Genomic DNA, 19,257 nt, shown 5'->3' on the forward strand with positions numbered 1-19,257 from the left:
GTTCTAAAGTGGAACGCCATTGCAAAAAAAACCGGATCACTTAAAACTGATCCGGTTGGTATTTAAAAAGAGTTACTTGTTCTTATCCTGAATCCCGCGCGCGCCCAAATTATTATTATCCACCTGTGGCAAACCTACCTCGGCTGAAGAAGATAATAACCCAGTGGTGGCGTAGCTAAAGAGTTTCTTACGGGTATCAGTGATATCCAGATTACGCATAGTCAACTGACCAATACGGTCATCTGGTGAAAATACAGAGTCGCCTTTTTCCATGGTCAAACGCTCTGGCTGATAAGTGAGATTTTCAGACACAGTATTCAAGATGGAATAGTCATTACCACGACGCAGTTCCAGTGTCACTTCACCGGTGATTTCGCTGGCAACCCAACGCTGGGCCGAGTCACGCAGCATCAGCGCTTGTGGATCAAACCAACGGCCTTGATACAGCAAACGGCCCAGAACACGGCCATTAGCATGGTATTGCTCAATGGTATCTTCGTTATGAATACCGGTCAGCAGGCGCTCATAAGCAATGTGCAGCAATGCCATTCCTGGGGCTTCGTAAATACCACGGCTTTTAGCTTCGATAATACGGTTTTCAATCTGATCGCTCATCCCCAAACCATGACGCCCACCAATACGATTGGCTTCCATCATCAGTTCTACACTGTCTTCAAACACCACACCATTTAGCGCAACCGGATACCCGCGCTCAAAACGGACAGACACTTCTTCCGCTTTCACCACGACATTTTCGTCCCAGAATTTTACGCCCATAATCGGATTAACGATTTTGACGCTAGAGTTCAGGTATTCCAGATCTTTGGCTTCGTGAGTCGCCCCCAACATGTTGGAGTCAGTGGAATAGGCTTTCTCGGTCGACATTTTGTAGTCGAAACCGGATTGAATCATAAATTCGGACATCTCATGGCGGCCACCTAATTCATCGATAAAATCGGTATCCAGCCAAGGTTTATAAATTTTTAGTTCAGCATTAGTCAATAGGCCGTAACGATAGAAACGCTCTATATCGTTACCTTTATAAGTGCTGCCATCACCCCAGATATTCACGCCATCTTCTTTCATGGCGGCAACCAGCATGGTGCCAGTGACCGCACGGCCCAGTGGGGTGGTGTTAAAGTAAGTCACACCCGCGGTGGTATTGTGGAAAGCGCCACATTGAATAGCGGCAATCCCTTCAGCAACCAGTTGTTTACGGCAATCAATCAGGCGAGCTTTCTCTGCACCGTACTCCATGGCTTTACGTGGAATAGCTTCGTAATCTTCTTCATCAGGCTGGCCCAGATTGGCAGTATAGGCGTAAGGAATCGCCCCTTTTTTCTGCATCCATAATAGGGCCGCGCTGGTATCCAAACCACCAGAAAAAGCAATACCAACACGCTGATTAATAGGAAGGTGTTTGAGAATAGTTGTCATCAATTAAATCCTGTATAAATTAGGTCTGTCTGGCAAAGGTTTCAATGCCTACATTGATATCGCAAAACTAGGGGTAGAGTCAAAGAGATTTCGCATATTTATGTGTGTTTTATTGCATAACTATTTCATTGGTGTTTTTGTGAAATGATGTTTCATATAAATTAATTTACTGTTCTGTTATAATGTGTATATCGACTTTTATCGAGTATATACCTTAAATAATTCGAGTATATTAAGTTGAAAATCTTTTGCGAAAATGCATGGTATAAAAAGCGGAAATCCTATCGAGTGCTGTTTTGGCGAGAGATAACGCCGCTGGCGATCCCACTGTTTATTGAAGGTCTGTGTGTGCTGCTGATGGGGGTGTTTAGCACTCTGTTAGTCAGTTGGTTGGGCAAAGAAGCCATGGCCGCAGTCGGGTTAGCCGACAGCTTCAATATGCTCATCGCCGCTTTTTTTGCCTCTGTAGCGCTTGGTACGTCGGTGGTGGTGTCATTCAGTTTGGGGCAACGTAAGCGCAAACAGGCACAAACCGCAGCGCGCGAATCCATCTCTCTGCTGGTCTTAATCTCGCTATTATTGGTGCTGCTGGTACATTTTGCCGGAGACACCATTATCAATCTGATGGCCAGCCAGGCTGATCCTGAAGTCAAAAAGATGGCGCTGACCTATCTGCATTTGACGGTGTGGAATTACCCGGCAATGGCGATAACTCTGGTGGGATGCGGCGCATTGCGCGGTGCCGGTAATACGCGGTTGCCGATGTTTATCAATATCGCCATGAATATTCTCAATATTGCTATCAGTAGCGTGCTGATTTATGGCGTGGGGCGTTGGCCGGGACTGGGCTTTGTCGGGGCGGGTATCGGCATCACGCTTTCCCGTTACTTAGGCGCTTTGGTGGTGGTGTTAGTGCTGATTTTCGGGGCAAATAATACGCTGCGGATCCCCTTTAAAGCCTATTTTATGCCCTTTACCTCAGCCATTATGTTTGAGGTTTTAAGTATTGGTATTCCTGCTAGTGTTGAGTCGGTGATGTTTAACATCGGCAAACTAATTACACAGCGTTTTGTCGCTGGAATGGGCACCGAAGTGATAGCGGGTAACTTTATCGCGTTTTCCATCGTCGGGCTGATTAACTTACCGGGTAATGCGCTGGGATATACCTCGACGATCATTATCGGGACTCGCTTGGGGAAAGGGCAGATTTTGCAGCCTATCCGTCAACTCAAACATATCTTTTGGTTATCGACTCTTGGGGTGTGTTTTATTGCCCTGCTGTCGATCCCCAGTGCCGGATTTCTGGCGTCGTTATATACCCATGAACCAGGGGTTATCGCAGTCGTTAAGCACCTAATTTGGATTAATGCGCTATTTATGCCGATTTGGGCGGCGGCTTGGGTGCTGCCCTCAGGGCTGAAAGGGGCGAAAGATGCCAGTTACACCATGTGGGTGGCACTCGCCGGAATGTGGGGATGCCGTATTGTCGCTGGTTATATTCTGGGGGTGACATTAGGGTTTGGTGTTACCGGCGTTTGGATGGGGATGTTCCTTGATTGGATAGTGCGCGGCGTGTTGTTTTATCGCCGCATGTCCACTGGCCGCTGGTTATGGCGTTATCGGCCAAAGGCTTGATTATGATGGCAGTCATGGCGGCTTATTAGCCGCTATCGATTATGTCTGCAATAAGCCACTCTGCATTCTTCTGTTTGATTTCCCTCTTTAAGTGACGATCGTCGCTAATATTTGAACTTCATCACGAAAACAACAAAACAAAATAAAACAACAAAAAGCAACTTTGTGGCTTTTAATGTTGACCTATCTTAATTTTAAAGAATATTGGTTTAAATTGTTGAGGATTTTACTTTCTTGATGAAGTTAATAGCTATTAGGTTAATGGGGCTAATAAGTGATGTTATGTTGTTTAATGTTGCTTTGAATTGTTATTTCTGTGATTGTGAATTGCAGTTAAAAACATAATAACACTTTATAACATTTCTTATCTTTTGAGGCCCGACATGAAAAATGTAGCAATACTCGGAAGCAGCGGGGGAAATCTGTTCAATCTCGGTGGTGCATACCCCGAAAGACTTCTACAAGAAATTTATACTCAACTTCACTCTGTGGGGTTAGGTGTCAGTGCGGTGCAATTTATTGCAGCGGAAGAATCAATGGATGTGGCAAAACCGACCACCGCCGCTGCTGTGTATTCAATTACCGCAGAGGACAGCGATAAACCCCAGATTAGCTTCCAGGGAAAATTGTCAGAGGTGAATAACGCGGTAAAATCCTCGGATGCAGCCATTGCGGCCCAAATCCGAGCCGGTGCTATCGACGGCATCATCATTATGAGTGCTGATCCTGATCGCAGTAATAAAGAAGCTATTCTGGCGGCGATAGAAAAGAAAATCCCAATTGTCGGCACTGGCGGCACCTCAATGGCGATTATCACTTCCAAAGGTGCCAATGTGATTGCCACCTCCGGCACCACTGGCACCAATAGCCGTACCCGGGCCATCTCTTTTACTGCCTCTTTGTGCAAACACTGGCAGATAAAATATACCCCAGTATTGGGCAGCGCCGATGCCAATATGCCGGGTAGCGATAAAAGTCTGTTAAAAAGAATCAATATTCGCAGCATCATGATCCCGGCTTTACCCGGTTTTATCGCCATGGCTATTGTGTTGGCGCTCAGCCATATCCCAGGGCTGCAATCACTGAATGCTATCTTTGAATTGTTGCTCAAGGGACTGCCGGTGATTGTCGCGGTTATTGCGGCCAAACAGGTTTCCGAGCTAGATGAAGTGTCGATTGTGGCGGGTGTGGTTGCCGGTGTGCTATCAGTTGAAGGCGGGTTAATTGGCGGTATTCTGGGCGGGATCGGCGCGGGTATTATGGTGCGCTATCTGTTCGGGCTGTGTCTGAAATGGCAATTCCCAATGACCACTACCAACATTGTGGCGGGCGGTTTGTCCGGTTTATTCTCCGGTTTGGTGATGTATTACCTGCTTAGTCCACTGGCCTTAGCTGCAGGTGACTATATTAAATTGGCTATCGAAGCCACCCTGGCTTTCAGCCCAATTTTAGCGGGATTACTGGCAGGTTTGGTTATTTGGCCAGCTATTCTGGGGGGAGTTTATCACGCCGTAATATTGCCACTGGTCTTGCTGGAAATGGAAAAATCCGGTGTCAGTTTCCTTGGTGCCGTGGATATGGTCGGGCTGGTGATGGTTGCGGCCGGCATTAACCTGGCAAACGTCATTGCACCACGAGAAAAAAGTGAAGCTGCGGTTGCCGCCCCAGGATTATTAATTAACTTGGGCTTCGGGACGTTCGTCGAATCAGCTTATCCGTTTATGTTCTCTAATAAAGTCGTCTTCGCTGGCGCGATATTCTCAGCCGGTGTCGGCGGAATGTTACTGGGATTCTTAAATATTAAAGGTGTGGCTTATGTCCCTGCTTTCGCCTCACCATTCTTATCAAATAACGCTTTTTATATGGCGATAGTTATGACGGTAACACTGGTGTTGACCTGCGTTATCACTCTGTTAGCTAATAAATTTGTAGCAATTAAAAAGGCTGTACCCGAATCACCAACACCAGGGATTTCGGCTAAAAGTTAACAATTAAAAAAGCAGTTTTATATAAATCAAGTAGAGGTAAATATGTTCAACGCTGATATGAGTAAAAAACGTTCCGTCGCTATGGATAAAGTACGCAACGCAATTGCGTTACATGGCGGTCAAACTATTCTGAGTACTGGAATAACCGGAGATGATGCTCGCTTAGCGAAAGCAGTATGCGATTCAGGTGTTAAATTATTAGAACCGAATCACCCGGCATTAGCATTGGCGCGTGGCCATAATGGTGTGACGAATATGCATGCTGCCGAGCGTATCCGCCATGAAATAACTATCGGGCAAATGGCGGAAGCGGTGCAGGGGGTGCGCAATGTGGTGGCGGACGATATTTTCATTACTGTCGGAATTGCCGGAGGCTTTACTGAAACAGTGCCCACTCCGGTGACTGAACAGGATATTTTATTGATAGCTCAATCTGGTGCTGATGGTTTACATACCCATAAATCCAGTTTTGAAGATTTAAAAGAATTGGTCGATTTAGCCCATAAATATGGCCTGACAGTGGATGCTTATATTGGTCACCCGAGTGATTTGCATACCTTCGGTATTGCGGCTGAAACTCCGGCGGATGTTGCTGAAGTGGCGAAAAAGATGGAGGAATTAGGTGTTGATATGATTGGTTTAATGACCGGCATGAGCTATGAAGGTGTTGGCGCTGGCGATATTCCTGATGTTATCAAACAGCGCCTGTTGGCATTGGTCGGCGCGGTTTCTGTCCCGACGTTAGCCGAGGGCGGTATTAACTTGGAAAATGCCAAAGCATTTAAAGATACCGGCGTTAATATTCTGGTGGTGGGCACCGCGATTGATAATGTGGTCTGCAATGCGGCCAAAAATGTGGTAACGCAGTTTATTACTCACTGATGGTAGGATATTAGCCAGGTGGGAGAATGTATTAGCAATAATATTTTCTCCCTTTTTTATTGGAGTTAAAATATGTATAGGTTATTGGCTCTTGATCTTGATGGCACTTTACTCAATCAGGAAAACCAAATATCAGCTGAGAATATCCGTGCAATAAAGCATGTTATTCATCATCAGGGCACGGTGGTTTTATGTTCAGCCCGGCCGGTTAAGGCTATCGCAGCTGTTGTCCATAATACTGAGTTAGAGCCTCTGATTCGCTACTTTATTTCGTTTAATGGCGCATGGATATATGACGCAGTTGAGAAGAAAGATATTTGTTTTACACCATTGAGCTGCGGGGCGGTGCAAAATGCAATAACCATGCTGGCAGAAAATGAATTCCCACATCATTTTTTTACCCGCGATAATATTATATCCAGCTCAGCGAATGTCAGTGATTACACGCGCTATGAATCTCAACTCTTTGCTATGAAATTGGTGTCTATTGAACCTAAGGATATTACTCAGCGAGATGATATTGTTAAAATCTCTATTGTCGGTTCGGCTGATTTTATTAATAGTGTTGCCGATAAAATAGATGAAGATTTTCACCACCAATACTCACTCAGTAAAACCAGTCACCATTATTATGAAATAATGAAACAGGGCATCACTAAGGGGGAAGCATTGCATTACTTATCTCAGCACTTAAATATTAGCTCAAAATTTGTGGTCAGTATTGGCGATCAGGAGAATGATATCAGTATGTTTCAGTTTTCTGCTGTCGGCGTGGCCATGGGCAATGCCAGTGATTTTGTCAAATCTTGCGCAGATAGAGTCAGTCAGGATAATAACCAGCACGGGGTTGCTTTTGCCATTAATCAACTCTGGCCACTGTGACTGAATCGCCTTTTTTTTCATGAAATTATTGCGTAGAATGACACGAAATATATTGCACAGCTTCGGGCCTTTATTCTTATGAATCAGATCAAACGTAAACAGTTTATTTTGGAAAAGCTGGATAGTCTTGGTGAGGTTTCTGTTATTGGTTTGTCCGAGGAATTGGGTGTGACGTCTGAAACGATCCGCAGAGATCTTTCCTATTTGGAAAAGAGTGGCGAAGTGACTAAAGTCCACGGCGGTGCGATAAAGGTTCAGAATATACAAGAGGGCAGTTTTGCCCAAAGAATGGATTTAAATCGCCAGGAAAAAATGTTAATTGGCCAATATGCCGCCTCACTGGTGACTGAAAACGATAGCTTATTTATTGATTCGTGTACTACCACACTTATTTTCGCTTCATTCTTACCATTAGTAAAATTCACCGTTTTTACCAATTCATCCTTAATTGCCGATCAAATAAAAAGTAAAAATAATATGGCTGTCGTGCATGTCTTAGGCGGCGAATATAATCATACTTATAAAGCGAATTTAGGTATTCAGACAATTGAACAAATGAATGACATTCATACTGATTTCACCTTTGTTGGGGTGGGCGGAATAGACAGTGACTTTGGTGTGATGGTGAAAAATCTGGATGAAGGGCGTATAGCTAAGAAAATGCTGGCAATGGGCCGACAGAAAGTGATTTTATGTGATACCAGTAAGTTTGGTCAAAGCGGGTTAATGAAAATAAGTGATATCAACGATATTGATATTATTGTCACCGACAAAAAGAAAAATATACATAAGCAAGCAATTGAAGCACTTTATTCCGATAAAATTATCTACGCCAATTAATTCTATTTAAAACACCCACCGAATAGTGGGTGTTTTAAACTCGTTATACTTCAAGCCGCATGTGTGTTGGCTGCTCTCATTCGCTTGCCGCCTTCCTGTAACTCGCATTATTTAGGGTATAGACTTATCACTTCAACATTTTGCAGCGCGCATTGCGCTACGAATGCCCGGCTTGAAGCCGTATTGCTGAGCTTGCCACACAATAATTAACCCCAGGAATAATAACCCTAGCACCGCCCATGGGAAACTGGCTGCACCGGCGCTTTGTAGCAGCAAGCCACCGACTATCCCACCGCCCGCAATCGCCAGATTCCACGCCACCACAATCATTGACTGCGCCACATCAGCATCTTGCCCTGCGGCGTCCGCCGACGCAGTTTGCAATAAGGTGGGTGCGCCGCCAAAACTCAGCCCCCACAACACCATGCTGCCGTAAATAGCGGCGGGCGTTCCTCCTTCAATAGCCAATATCAATGCCGCCAAAACAAAGGTGCCAATGCTCAGTAATACCGCGCCACGCAACCAGCGATCCACCACTAACCCGGTCAGCCAAATTCCCGCCAGCGCACTGATCCCAAAGACTAACAGCACTTTATCGACCTGATTTCCTAACCCTGCTGGAGCGATAAAAGGCGCAATATAGGTATAAAGAATATTGTGCGCCAGCATCCACAGGACGATAACCGACAAAACGGGGCGCACGCCGGGGGTGATGAAGACTTTGCGCACGGGTTGCTGCTGTTTGGCCGATTGCCCCGGATAATCAGGTACTTTCACGATAACCCAGACAATCAACAGCAAAGTTAATCCTGACATAATGGCGAATGCGCTGCGCCAACTGAGCACTGTGCCCAACCAGGCTCCCAACGGCACACCCAGCGCCAATGCCAGCGGTGTGCCGGTCATGGCAACCGCCATTGCGCGCCCTTGTTGATGAGGTTGCACCATGCGGCGAGCGTAACCGGCAATCAGTCCCCAGGCCAGTCCTGCCGCGGCACCGGCCATAAAACGGGCCAGCAAGGTTAAGCTGAACCACGGCGAAATAGTCGTCAGTGTATTGAATAAGAAAAACCCGACAATAGCGCTGAGTAAGGCTTTACGCCGCCCCCAACTGCGGGTCAGCGCAATCAATGGGATGGCCGCCACTAACGAACCCAGAGCATAAAGAGTGACCCATTGGCCCGCCAATGCTTGTGAAACGCCCAATTCCTGGCTGATTTGTGGCAATAATCCGGCGGGCAATGTCTCGGTCATGATGGCAATAAAGCCGGTCATCGCCAGTGCCAATAAGGCCGCGAGAGGAAAGGGTGCTGTTTTCATTATTGGCCTCCAACACCATGCTCTCCAACACCATGCTCTCCAACACCATAGACAGCATCACGCAGGTCGTTAACAAACTGTCCGGACATCCCTTCGTAGAGAGTATTGGTCAAAGCGACGACGCTTATTCCTTGAATCTTATCAACAAACCATGAGTGGCCATACGCGCCGCCCCAGCTCCATGTACCGACGGACTCGGGGGAGTTGGCCTCGAGTGGCGAGCGCAGGACGGAAAAACCTAAGCCAAAGCCCAATCCGGGGGAATCCGGTAAGGTCATACCGCGAGTTTGATCCTGGCCCATCTCATCAACCCATTCAGCCGGAAATAAGGGCGAACCGCCCTGACGCAGGGTTTCCAACAGGCGCAATAGATCGCTGGCACTGCCCACCATCCCGGCACCGCCAGAAGGAAAAGCATCGCGATTGAGCGCGCGAGCAGGGGAAAATTCAATACCTACGGTATCTGGAAACACCACGGCAATTTCCCCTTCCTGCAAGGGGTGGGGCGCAGGAATATCATTGACATAAGGTGTCGCTAACCGGCTGACATCATGGGCAAAAAAGTCAGTATCATCCATCTGTAGCGGCCCGGTGACCAACGCCCGCACGGCTTTATCTAATGGCTGACCATAAACTTGCTCAATCACTGCGCCTAAAACATCAATTGCCAATGAATAAGCCCATGCGGTTCCCGGCGCATAATACAGCGGCACCTGCGCCAATCGACGTAAATTTTCACTCAGTGTGATGGTTGATTGGTCCATGCCATCGGAGATGCCCGCGCGCGCATAAGGCCCATTTTCATCCGCTTCAACAAAACGATAGCCCAAACCGGCGGTATGGCTGAGTAATTGGCGCACCGTAATTTGGGGTAATTCCCCGTCAGCCAGTCGTGGTTGAAAGTCAGGTAACCAGCGGCGAATATCGCCATCAAGGTCGAGTTTACCTTGTGCGACTAACACCATGGCTGCGGTGGAAACAATCGGTTTGCTGATGGACGCGAATCGAAACAGAGTGTTGGTCGCCATGGGATGTTCGTTTTCGCGGTTCGCCCAACCCGCTGCTCGGTTGAAATGGGTTTCGCCATTAAGCGCCACCATGACCACAGCACCGACCAAGCGCTGTTCGGCGAGCGCCTTGTCAATCACGGCATTAATTCTGATTGCCAGCAGTTCTGGCTGTGTTGGCGCTAACGAATTGGCAAACATAGTAATTCCTTAATCTGAATGAATGATGACTTAACTCTGGATTGCAATCTAACAATAGATAGCTACTCAATCCGGATAAAGTGGGGTAGATTTCCAGTGTTAAAGGACAAGAATGTCCGCAATAGGAGATGTGATGGATAACTTGAGCAGTCTGGCGGTGTTTGTCCAAGTGGCCGAGACCCGCAGCTTTGTGGTGGCAGGGCGTGTCTTGGGCGTTTCTGCTTCAGCGGTCGGTAAAAGTATTGCCCGGCTTGAAGCTCGGTTGGGGGTAAGGCTGTTTCACCGCAGCACTCGCAGTATTGCACTGACTTCTGAAGGCGCACTTTTTCTTGAGCGCAGTCGGCGAATTTTAGCCGAGGTCGAGGCTGCTGAGCTGGAAATGTCGCAATTAGCTGATAAGCCACGCGGTAAATTGCGGGTCAGTTTTCCCTTGGTAAGCACCTTGCTGTTGCCGGTATTGGCTGATTTTATGTTGGCTTATCCCGATATTGCACTGGATCTGGATTTCAGTGACCGGATTGTTGATGTAGTCGAAGAGGGGTTTGATGCGGTGATCCGCACCGGTGAACTGACAGATTCCCGTCTATCTGCCCGTAAGTTGGGGCAGTCCAACGTGCTGCTAGTGGCTTCACCCGCCTATCTGGAACAGTATGGGGAGCCGATGCACCCGAGTGAGCTGGCTAACCATATTTGCCTGCACTACCGCTATCCCAACAGTGGCAAATTGGAAACCTGGCCGTTGCCCAATGAGCCGGATTTGCAAATCCCCATTTCGATGGTGTGCAATAACATTGAAACCAGAATGTGTTTTGCTCTGCGCGGGTTGGGGATTGCTTGCCTGCCGGACTTTTCTATGGGAAATACACTGGCGGAAGGTAAGTTGCGCACCTTGCTGGACGGCTATATGAAACGCACCGTCAGCTTGCATGTCGTGTGGCCCTCCGGGCGTTATATCACGCCTAAATTACGGGTATTTATCGATTTTCTTAGTGAAAGAGTGTTTGCGGGTCAGTAGCAGTTTAGCGCGCGGATTGAAAAGTTTTCTCGGTTTCATCAGTCGAATGATTAAGCATTTTCTACCCATTGCCGATAATAATAGAGAGACAAGTTTCTCTATTTTAGAAAAAAGGTACCGGGGAAAGTATGGATAATTTTCAAAAAGAGATTGAAGAGAGAACGAATCTCACCTCCTCTAACAGATTTGAGTTGTTACTGTTTCGTTTGGGGGAATCTCAGGAGGAACAACAGTCTGAACTGTACGGTATTAACGTATTCAAATTACGTGAAATAGTCCCGATGCCAAGCTTAACCAAAGCGGCGGGTATGGCTTCACCCATGATGGGCATGGCGAATATTCGTGGGGAAATCATTCCTGTGATTGACCTCCCGGCTATCGTCGGCTGTGTACCCAAAACTGGGTTGAACATTTTACTGGTGACGGAATATGCCCGCAGTACCCAGGCATTTGCGGTGGAGTCTGTTGATGATATTGTCCGCCTGGAATGGAGCCAGGTGCTGGCGGCCGACGCGGGGGTCAACAGCCGTAATATCACCAGCATCGCGCGTCTCGACAATGATAAAGCCAGTAACCGGCTGGCGCTGGTATTAGATGTTGAACAGATTTTATATGACATTATTCCGGCCAACCGCAATGTCCAAATTGATAGCGAGAAGACCAAAACTTTCGATTTGAAACCGGGCGCGGTGGCCATAGTCGCTGAAGATTCTAAAGTCGCCCGCTCCATGCTGGAACAGGCGCTAAAAATGATGGATATTCCCGCAGAAATGCATATCACCGGCCTGGAAGCGTGGAATAAAATCAAGAAGATAGCGGAAGAGGCAAGGGCCGAAGGCCGCCCAATTTCGGATAAAATCTCATTTGTGCTAACCGATTTAGAAATGCCGGAGATGGATGGCTTTACACTGACGTTGAATATCAAACGGGATGAGTTCCTGAAGAATATCCCGGTCATTATCCATTCTTCGTTATCGGGCAGCGCGAATGAAGACCATGTCCGCAAAGTAGGGGCCGATGCCTATGTAGCGAAATTCGAAGCTAACGAATTGGAAGCCGCTATCCACAAGGCGTTGGATGCCAAAAAAGCCTTGAATCAGTAATATGAGCATTATCCTCGACGGCCTTTCTCTGCTGGAGAGTTCAGTAGGGCGGGGCTGTTGAGCATTTATTGGTGGCTAAAATGCTATTTTTCACCCCATAAAGCTTTTTTAGCCGCATCAAGAAATTCATCCCCAGCAGTCGCGCGTGCCAGCATGTTGGCAATTTGATCGTGCGGTGTTGTCGTGACGGTATTGAGCGCTGAAATAGAAAACGCCCCGGAATTCAAAAGAATTCCAGGGCGCTAAAATTTGGCTCCTCTGACTGGACTCGAACCAGTGACATACGGATTAACAGTCCGCCGTTCTACCGACTGAACTACAGAGGAATCGTGTGAACGAGGCGAATAATAGCGGGGGTGGTGCCGTTTGTCAAAGTAGAAAAACATTAAAAATGCGCGTTTGCTGAGAGAATGAGCTTATTGGCTTGTTTTTCAGCAAACTTGTGCATTTTCTAGTCTTTTATTGAATTTTGATTCAGATTCTTTGGTCAGTGTTACGGTGTCACTTTTACTAACTGACTGTTTTTTACTTGGTTACCAGCATCATCAAAATATATATAGTCCAAGGTGAGTTCACCGCTGAGTGATGTGGGGGGATACTCAAATTGATATTGCCGCTGGGTGAATGGAGTCATCATCATGTTCATCTCCTGCGCGATGATATGGCTTTTCTGCCGGTCTTTTAGCTGAATCTGACCGAATGAAACGTGATATGGCGTGGGGTTATGAGCAGTGAGAGCATATTTTTGATTTTGTTTTTGCAGGGTAAAACTGACCTTTTTCATTGCTTCATCGGGTTTAGGTGTTAATCCATTGGGACGATAGAAAATCTTCATCTGGGTGTTCATTGCTATCGCCACTTGAGCATAAGCCTCAGCATTGCGGTTTGATTTTGGTGGGATTTCATACAAATTAAGCCAGTACACGGATTCCCGATCCGTGGGTAGATTGTCACCTTTATTAATGATTCGCAGCCCTTGTGCAGCTCCGGGCTGCATTTTAAATACCGCAGGTAACACCATAAAGGGCGCTTTAGCTTGATCTGGTGTGCTGTCCACATCCCCATCATCTATCCAAGTTTGTACCACGACTGGGTAATCATTGGTATTCGCCAGCATCAGCGTGCGTTCGCGTGACTCTGGCTGATAAATGACTCGGGTTGAGGCTGCAACCAGGCCCGCGATAGCCGGTTGATTAACACTGAATATAAGCAAAAATAGACAAAAGTATCTCATTGTATTTTCACCAAAACATAGGCGGTGGCATCCACTTTACCGGCTGTCGGAGTGCCGTTAGGCAGTTTTTTTAATGTCGCGGTAAAGTGATGTAGATAATTGTTGAATCCCGCAGCGTTACTGCCATTGGCACTGGCTCCTGTGAGAATCGGGTACCAACCGGCACTGGTCGTGGCGGCACAATTGCTGATACACCCGCCCCAGCCGACAAAATTCATGGCATTTCCGCTGCTGTCACTGAGACTGATCCCAACGCCAGTGGCAATACGGCTATCAGTGCCATAATGATCGGAGAGTAAGTAACTGACCCCGCCAGCAGAATTGACCAACCCTAACCCTTGCGCTATCAAATACCCCGGTAATGATGTTTGGATACCCAGCGCTGTTTGTCCACGATTAATACCCGATTCTGTGCCGGATTGGCATTCGATATCGACGGTGATTTCTGCGCTACGTGTTTGATTATCATTGAGTTCATTGACGGTGATAATGGGGAAAACCACATAAGGCGTAACATTGCGCACCACACAGGTATTTTTACGTGTCAGGATAGAAACCGGCGAGGTATTCATACCAAATGCCATATAGCGACCTGTTCCCCAAGTCTGATAATTAGTCGCTGAATCATATCCGGTTTCCGGCACTGGCATGCCGGGGCCTTTGAATACCACATAACCATTAGGCTGATTACAGGTGTAGCTGCCGGAATAGTTGTCTGCCGCAGGTCCAGGGCACCCCCAACTGGAAGGGCCTGGAGTGCGATCCACCGAACCCACCTTTTTCAACTCTGCACGTATTTGACTGAAATGCTTGCCTTTAATCTGAATTTTATTACCCACTATATCGTATTTTTTTAGCGGGACTTGCTGCCAGATTCGGTTGAACTCGATGCCACTCTCGACGTGAATCAGTTTTAATGCGGTATAAGGGAAAAAGGTCTGAAAATAGTTGTCGCCCATATTGGTGTAGCCACCGACATTGCTGTCGCCATTAGTGGCAAACACTTCAAATAAACTGTCTTTATCGGCCACATCACACTCATAGATAACAGCTTCAGGGTCTGACCAGAAGCGGGCAGGGACTAGGCTGATGATGCTGGAAGCCAAAATTGAATCAACGGGTTGAATGTAATTGCTGGTTATATTGACGCTGCCGAGTTGCAATGAAGCGCCGTAGTTATCGCCGCCGATATTGGCACCTTTCCAGACGCATTGAGCATAGCCGGGCATCGCGAAACTCAATAAAACGAGTGAGAAAAATAATCGCAAGCGACGAGAGAAAAGGGGCTTATCTCGGTAGAGATGAGTGCGGTGGCGTATCATAGGATTCATACTGTTTCTCTGCTTCAATGCTGGGTAACGACACACAAGGCATCGAGTTTATACAGCTGTTTATCATTGTTCGGCGTGCCTAAATCGTAATCTAACAGGCAACTTTCATTGACGGCATCTCCCCATACCAATAACAGCGTCCCACTGGCATGTTCAGCGCGTAAATAGGCCTGACTGGCTTGGCCTACCATCCCGATCTCCACATGTTGAGGGGCATCGCCGTCCTTGTTATCAGCGGTGCCTATGGTGCTGTAAACCACCGCCCCCATAGGCACTTGGCTACCATCAGACAATTTGACCGTCACTAAGAGGGGGTATCCGCTGAGGGTACGGAACTTAACTTTCACCGCTGAACCCGCGTAGGGAGCAATTTGCCGCTCGCCGTCCTGAAGTTCAGTATTGAAATCCATCCCATCGGGATCGAGGGTGATGGTATTGTAGCGATACGGCGTCAAGGTTGGGACCAAGGCATAACCGAAACGGTCAATTTTCGCCCCTTGTCCATACATCACTTTGGCCCCACTGGCACCTTTGGCCTCTATCAGCGCAAAAGTATCACTCAGATATGGCCCCAACGTGACACCGCCGCTGTGGAAGGCCACCGCACCTCGCGCACTGGTGGAACCTTGCCAATAACCAGGGCTGCGTGATGCACTGCTGCTTAAGCTAGTACTTGGCAAACGTTTTTGTAAACTGCCACTAAAGGTGTTTTCTTTGGTTTGTTCACTGCGCGCGAAGTCCATACTGTAACTGGAAGACTGATCGTCACCCATCACACCGGCGAGGGAGGTTTGATAACTCGCACCACTGACCCGGCTGTTAACCGCTCCAGCGGAGATATAAGGTGCTTGTGGGCTGCCCCCTAATGGGAATGAAATGGACATTTGCACCACAGTCTCATTAGTCGCGAGCTGATTCGCTCCGTTGGCTGCTGGCATACCGCTGCCGGGGTCGACAAAGTAAATTTCATTGTTGCCGCCACCGGTTTTTTGCTGTGAAACCGCAAGGTTAAAGCTGGTATTGCGCCATAGGGTATTGGCATAACCCAGTTGCAACTGGGTATCCCGCTTGCGCGAATTACGATAATCCTGCGAAGAGGCGGTTAAATACAGCGAACCGTAATTGTTGAGATTCTGGTTAAGTGATATCTCAGCCCGGCTGCGCTGTTGGTAAGTCCCTGAGCTCCATGCTTTGCCATGACTTGCCGCCCGTATGCCCAAAACATCACTTAAATCACGATAACCTTCAGTGGAATAGCGGTAGCCTGCGACGGATAATGTGGTGTTGGTTGCTTCAAAGGTACGGCTGAAAGAAGCACGCGCCATCCAGCCATTCTGTTTTGTATTGCGGGATGAATCGCTATTATCGGGTGAATTGATATTACCGGGGAGGTTGGCATGTGAATAGGTCGCATCCAACCCCAAGGCCCCAATATAGTGAGTGAAAACGCCTCCCAGCATAACGGCCTGATATCCAGAGGCTATGCGCACCCCAGTATTGGCCGTAATAGCATTACTGACCCCCTGTTGGTAAGTCAGTTCGCTGAATACCTCATGGCTACCAAGATCACGAACCTGGCCGACTGCAAAGTTGTAGCGGGAATATCCGGGGCGTAATGATTCGGGTACAGAGGAGAAAGGTACTTGGAAGGTACTGATACTGCCATCGGCTTCCTGAATCTCAACAGTGAGGTCGCCACCAAAATTGGTGGCAGATAAGTCATTGAATTCAAAAGGGCCGGGTGAAACGGTGCTTTGGTAAATTGACCGATTATTTTGATATACCGTGACTTTTGCATTAGTCCTGGCAATCCCTCTGACAACAGGAGCATAGCCCCGTTGCGACTCCGGCAACATGCGGTCATCCGTGCTTAGGGCTATGCCGCTAAACCCGAGACTGGAGAAAAATTGGCCTGAGCTGAATGTCTCACCCAAGGTTATTTCACTGCCAATAGTGGGCAGGGCGCGTTGGCTGTACAACCGGTTAGATGTCCAGTCTGCTCCACGAATATCGTCGTAGCGCAAAGAACCTTGCTGACGAAAGCGCCACATCCCAGCATTGATACCACTGTTCAAACTCAAATAGCTTGAATTGGTGCTGCGTTTAATTCCCTCTTTGTTATAGCTCACATGATATTGGTTTAAGTTGTAATTGCTGAAACCAATAGTTTCTCCCGCCGTAAGATTACGGGGGTCAACATAGCCGCGCGGGACATGCTTAACAAACAGTTGCGGAACCGATAAATCAAAACGCAATTTGGCATAATCGAAGTGATAGTCACTGGCTGGCAGCAGGGATTTAAAATCCAGGCAGTTATCTTCCGGATTGGCATTTTCTAGCGCATTTTCATTAACGCCAGCTTGTAGCAGTTGTGACACTGATAAGCAGGGAACAACAGCATCACCTTTGGTGATAAACATCAGCTCGATACGATCAACAAATTTGCTGTTCATATAGATATCAACCTGGTATTTGCCTGCTTCATAACTGTCTTTTTTATTAAAGCGGGAGATGGAACCCAAGCCGAGGGTTGAGCCGCGCAATAGCGCATCTTCAAACACATATTCGTCTTGTTTGCTCTCATCTGCCGCTGACACGGAATGACTGACTAACAGACTCTGTGTGAGCAAATAGGATAGCCAAGGAGCAAACCTCACGGGTTATCTCTGTCGTCAGGCGCGTTCAGGGTCATTATCACAGCAGCATTACAAATGGTAGTCGTAGGAGATGCTGGTGCCATAATCATTAACCATGTTCAGCGTCAACAATTCGCCTTTTTTGGCTTTCACCCCAGCAGGAAAAGCCAGGTCAGTGGTTGAGTTAGGAGCAAACATCTCATTGGTAGCAAATGAAATAGTTTTCCCATCACTGACCAGTTTGGCATCGCGCAGGCTGATATAATAAGCTGTGGGATTATCTATCTTGATTTTGTCGCTGCTGGTACTTTCCACACTGACACGAATCTTTTCACCTAAGGTGTCGACATTTTCTTTTAATGCTGCTGGGCGATAAAAGACTTTCAACCGGTTATTAACGATCAAAACAAGCTTGTTCTCAGATTGTGTATTTTCTTTTTTTAAGGCGGGAATTTGTAAGAAATTCAGATAGAAAACCGATTCGCGATCTTTAGGTAAATTATGCTCGATATATGACAAACGGACTACTTGCCCACTTTGTGCTTCCATACGGAATATTTGTGGCGTCAATGCGAAAGGGACATCACTTTTTGATGGCGAAGACTGATTATTTCCGTCATCCATCCATAATTGGACCAAATTGGGGTGGTTATCTTTATTACTGAGCTGTAACACTTTCTCCCGTGTACCCTCAGGATAAATGATTCGTGTCCCTGTCATGACAACACTGGCTTGCGTCCATAAGGGTACGCCGCTAAGCAGCAACAACGAGCAGGCGATAATTTTGTGGGCAATCAGTGTCATAGTGCTTACTTATCCTTGTTTTTTCTAGTTTGTATCGGCTCCGTTACCGGTTGGCCAACATATTCATGAAGTCGTTCGGATTTCACGAATAGTCAGGGGTAGGTGATCGCATATTGAGCTGAAGCGATAACGCTCCCTGCAGTCGCGCGACCTTCTTCCGTAATATATTGAGCAGCTAAATCCTGTGATGCGGATGTCGCGCCAGTGACCAGCGTAATTCCAGGAACTGAAACACTGCCTCCAGACATACGGATTGGTGCGCCATTAGTGTCAAGTAACTGAATAGCGACGTTTTTTGCTGTCCCAACATTGCCCAAATTACCTGCGGGTGTGACATTCATCCCTTGAAAAACGGAACTAATTTTGGTGTCTTGTATGGCGATGTTGCAGCCAGTAAGGTTGATAGTGAAATTAGTTTTACCGGCGATTGAGTTAACTTGATTCAAGTTACTGGTCGAGACGGTTGGTAACAGAACAACGGGGGTGTTGGCTGTGCCATTGATATCAACCATACAAGTTTGTTCGGCAACTTCTCCCTGAAACTTGATAGTGTTATTTGAAGTCGCAGCTAACGCTATGCTCGGTAGGGTGAGTAGCGCCAACGCTATTAGTGTTTTTCCCATGAGATTCCCACTTAAATTTATGATGTTTCTCCCCATCATTCTTCAAGCTGCATGTGTGTTGACGGCAACTCGAATTATTTAGGGTATATTTTTTTGTAAACGGCGATCTTTATCATTCAACAAAATAAGCGATTATTACGTTGAAGATGATCCTCCATTATGTGTATTCACTACCCGGTTTTGGGGCCGGTGGTAGTGTAAGGGGAAAGCCTGAGCGACAGAATGAGAGGCGTCCTTGTTTTATATGTGAAATTTCCCACAAAACCTGTAGGAACTTGTCCTTTTAAAATGAGGTTGAATTATAATTTTCATTTATTAC

Annotated in this window: 16 protein-coding genes and 1 tRNA gene; 7 read left to right on the forward strand and 10 right to left on the reverse strand. The window is 47.1% G+C overall.

The window, feature by feature from the left end; translation table 11 throughout:
* Nucleotides 1-72 precede the first annotated feature (72 nt).
* Entirely contained in the window at nucleotides 73-1,437 is a 1,365-nt protein-coding gene (gene argG / locus OP863_RS07810; protein WP_038634044.1) for an argininosuccinate synthase, read from the reverse strand.
* 237 nt (nucleotides 1,438-1,674) lie between these two features.
* Here argG and OP863_RS07815 point away from each other — a divergent pair, with 237 nt between their 5' ends.
* The 5 genes from OP863_RS07815 (at nucleotide 1,675) to OP863_RS07835 (ending at nucleotide 7,664) form a co-directional block, all read left to right on the forward strand.
* A complete protein-coding gene (locus OP863_RS07815) occupies nucleotides 1,675-3,072 on the forward strand; it encodes an EmmdR/YeeO family multidrug/toxin efflux MATE transporter (protein ID WP_050291662.1) in 1,398 nt (465 codons plus the stop codon).
* Nucleotides 3,073-3,455: 383 nt separating this feature from the next.
* The gene (locus OP863_RS07820; RefSeq protein WP_265526071.1) at nucleotides 3,456-5,060 is read left to right on the forward strand and encodes a PTS sugar transporter; all 1,605 of its coding nucleotides are present in this window, start codon (nucleotides 3,456-3,458) and stop codon (nucleotides 5,058-5,060) included.
* A gap of 42 nt (nucleotides 5,061-5,102) precedes the next feature.
* Nucleotides 5,103-5,942, forward strand: a complete 840-nt coding sequence (locus OP863_RS07825; protein ID WP_038634032.1) for a histidine biosynthesis protein — start codon at nucleotides 5,103-5,105, stop codon at nucleotides 5,940-5,942.
* Nucleotides 5,943-6,014: 72 nt separating this feature from the next.
* Entirely contained in the window at nucleotides 6,015-6,824 is an 810-nt protein-coding gene (locus OP863_RS07830) for a Cof-type HAD-IIB family hydrolase (RefSeq protein WP_145591402.1), read from the forward strand.
* Between the two features lie 78 nt (nucleotides 6,825-6,902).
* A complete protein-coding gene (locus OP863_RS07835) occupies nucleotides 6,903-7,664 on the forward strand; it encodes a DeoR/GlpR family DNA-binding transcription regulator (protein WP_145588543.1) in 762 nt (253 codons plus the stop codon).
* Nucleotides 7,665-7,796: 132 nt separating this feature from the next.
* On the opposite strand, the gene OP863_RS07840 is transcribed toward OP863_RS07835, so the two are convergent.
* Both OP863_RS07840 and OP863_RS07845 read right to left on the reverse strand, forming a co-directional pair.
* Nucleotides 7,797-8,984 (reverse strand): MFS transporter, encoded by a 1,188-nt coding sequence (locus OP863_RS07840; RefSeq protein ID WP_145588541.1) that lies wholly within the window; start codon nucleotides 8,982-8,984, stop codon nucleotides 7,797-7,799.
* Nucleotides 8,984-10,192: a serine hydrolase domain-containing protein gene (locus OP863_RS07845; protein WP_265526073.1), complete on the reverse strand. Its 1,209-nt coding sequence runs from the start codon at nucleotides 10,190-10,192 to the stop codon at nucleotides 8,984-8,986. Before OP863_RS07845 ends, OP863_RS07840 begins: the two co-directional genes overlap by 1 nt.
* Before the next feature lie 133 nt (nucleotides 10,193-10,325).
* Here OP863_RS07845 and OP863_RS07850 point away from each other — a divergent pair, with 133 nt between their 5' ends.
* On the forward strand, nucleotides 10,326-11,207 hold the full coding sequence (locus tag OP863_RS07850) for a LysR family transcriptional regulator (RefSeq protein ID WP_145588583.1): 882 nt from the start codon (nucleotides 10,326-10,328) through the stop codon (nucleotides 11,205-11,207).
* A 128-nt stretch (nucleotides 11,208-11,335) separates the two neighbouring features.
* Nucleotides 11,336-12,310, forward strand: coding sequence for a chemotaxis protein (locus OP863_RS07855; RefSeq protein ID WP_038634015.1), 975 nt, complete (start codon nucleotides 11,336-11,338; stop codon nucleotides 12,308-12,310).
* Nucleotides 12,311-12,393: 83 nt separating this feature from the next.
* Here the strand turns inward: OP863_RS07855 and OP863_RS07860 are convergent, their stop codons facing one another.
* From OP863_RS07860 to OP863_RS07890, 7 genes are all read right to left on the reverse strand, one after another.
* Complete coding sequence (locus OP863_RS07860; RefSeq protein ID WP_186368284.1) at nucleotides 12,394-12,537, reverse strand: hypothetical protein; 144 nt, start codon at nucleotides 12,535-12,537, stop codon at nucleotides 12,394-12,396.
* Between the two features lie 23 nt (nucleotides 12,538-12,560).
* Nucleotides 12,561-12,636, reverse strand: a tRNA-Asn gene (locus OP863_RS07865).
* A 167-nt stretch (nucleotides 12,637-12,803) separates the two neighbouring features.
* Complete coding sequence (locus OP863_RS07870) at nucleotides 12,804-13,544, reverse strand: molecular chaperone (protein ID WP_145588537.1); 741 nt, start codon at nucleotides 13,542-13,544, stop codon at nucleotides 12,804-12,806.
* Entirely contained in the window at nucleotides 13,541-14,875 is a 1,335-nt protein-coding gene (locus OP863_RS07875; protein WP_265526075.1) for a fimbrial protein, read from the reverse strand. The genes OP863_RS07870 and OP863_RS07875 overlap by 4 nt, the downstream gene beginning before the upstream one ends.
* A gap of 14 nt (nucleotides 14,876-14,889) precedes the next feature.
* A complete protein-coding gene (locus OP863_RS07880) occupies nucleotides 14,890-17,532 on the reverse strand; it encodes a fimbria/pilus outer membrane usher protein (protein WP_145588535.1) in 2,643 nt (880 codons plus the stop codon).
* Nucleotides 17,533-17,580: 48 nt separating this feature from the next.
* On the reverse strand, nucleotides 17,581-18,315 hold the full coding sequence (locus OP863_RS07885) for a molecular chaperone (protein WP_145588533.1): 735 nt from the start codon (nucleotides 18,313-18,315) through the stop codon (nucleotides 17,581-17,583).
* A gap of 92 nt (nucleotides 18,316-18,407) precedes the next feature.
* Entirely contained in the window at nucleotides 18,408-18,938 is a 531-nt protein-coding gene (locus OP863_RS07890; protein WP_038639610.1) for a fimbrial protein, read from the reverse strand.
* Nucleotides 18,939-19,257 lie beyond the last annotated feature (319 nt).

Origin of the sequence: Yersinia sp. SCPM-O-B-9106 (C-191) (assembly GCF_026183365.1) — a bacterium.
Lineage (GTDB): Bacteria > Pseudomonadota > Gammaproteobacteria > Enterobacterales > Enterobacteriaceae > Yersinia > Yersinia rochesterensis.

Bases quoted from the DNA above. Each gene is read 5' to 3' on its own strand.
- argG (WP_038634044.1), bottom strand. From the start codon at position 1,437: ATGACAACTATTCTCAAACACCTTCCTATTAATCAGCGTGTTGGTATT.
- OP863_RS07820 (WP_265526071.1), top strand. From the start codon at position 3,456: ATGAAAAATGTAGCAATACTCGGAAGCAGCGGGGGAAATCTGTTCAAT.
- OP863_RS07825 (WP_038634032.1), top strand. From the start codon at position 5,103: ATGTTCAACGCTGATATGAGTAAAAAACGTTCCGTCGCTATGGATAAA.
- OP863_RS07830 (WP_145591402.1), top strand. From the start codon at position 6,015: ATGTATAGGTTATTGGCTCTTGATCTTGATGGCACTTTACTCAATCAG.
- OP863_RS07835 (WP_145588543.1), top strand. From the start codon at position 6,903: ATGAATCAGATCAAACGTAAACAGTTTATTTTGGAAAAGCTGGATAGT.
- OP863_RS07840 (WP_145588541.1), bottom strand. From the start codon at position 8,984: ATGAAAACAGCACCCTTTCCTCTCGCGGCCTTATTGGCACTGGCGATG.
- OP863_RS07845 (WP_265526073.1), bottom strand. From the start codon at position 10,192: ATGTTTGCCAATTCGTTAGCGCCAACACAGCCAGAACTGCTGGCAATC.
- OP863_RS07850 (WP_145588583.1), top strand. From the start codon at position 10,326: ATGGATAACTTGAGCAGTCTGGCGGTGTTTGTCCAAGTGGCCGAGACC.
- OP863_RS07855 (WP_038634015.1), top strand. From the start codon at position 11,336: ATGGATAATTTTCAAAAAGAGATTGAAGAGAGAACGAATCTCACCTCC.
- OP863_RS07870 (WP_145588537.1), bottom strand. From the start codon at position 13,544: ATGAGATACTTTTGTCTATTTTTGCTTATATTCAGTGTTAATCAACCG.
- OP863_RS07875 (WP_265526075.1), bottom strand. From the start codon at position 14,875: ATGAATCCTATGATACGCCACCGCACTCATCTCTACCGAGATAAGCCC.
- OP863_RS07885 (WP_145588533.1), bottom strand. From the start codon at position 18,315: ATGACACTGATTGCCCACAAAATTATCGCCTGCTCGTTGTTGCTGCTT.
- OP863_RS07890 (WP_038639610.1), bottom strand. From the start codon at position 18,938: ATGGGAAAAACACTAATAGCGTTGGCGCTACTCACCCTACCGAGCATA.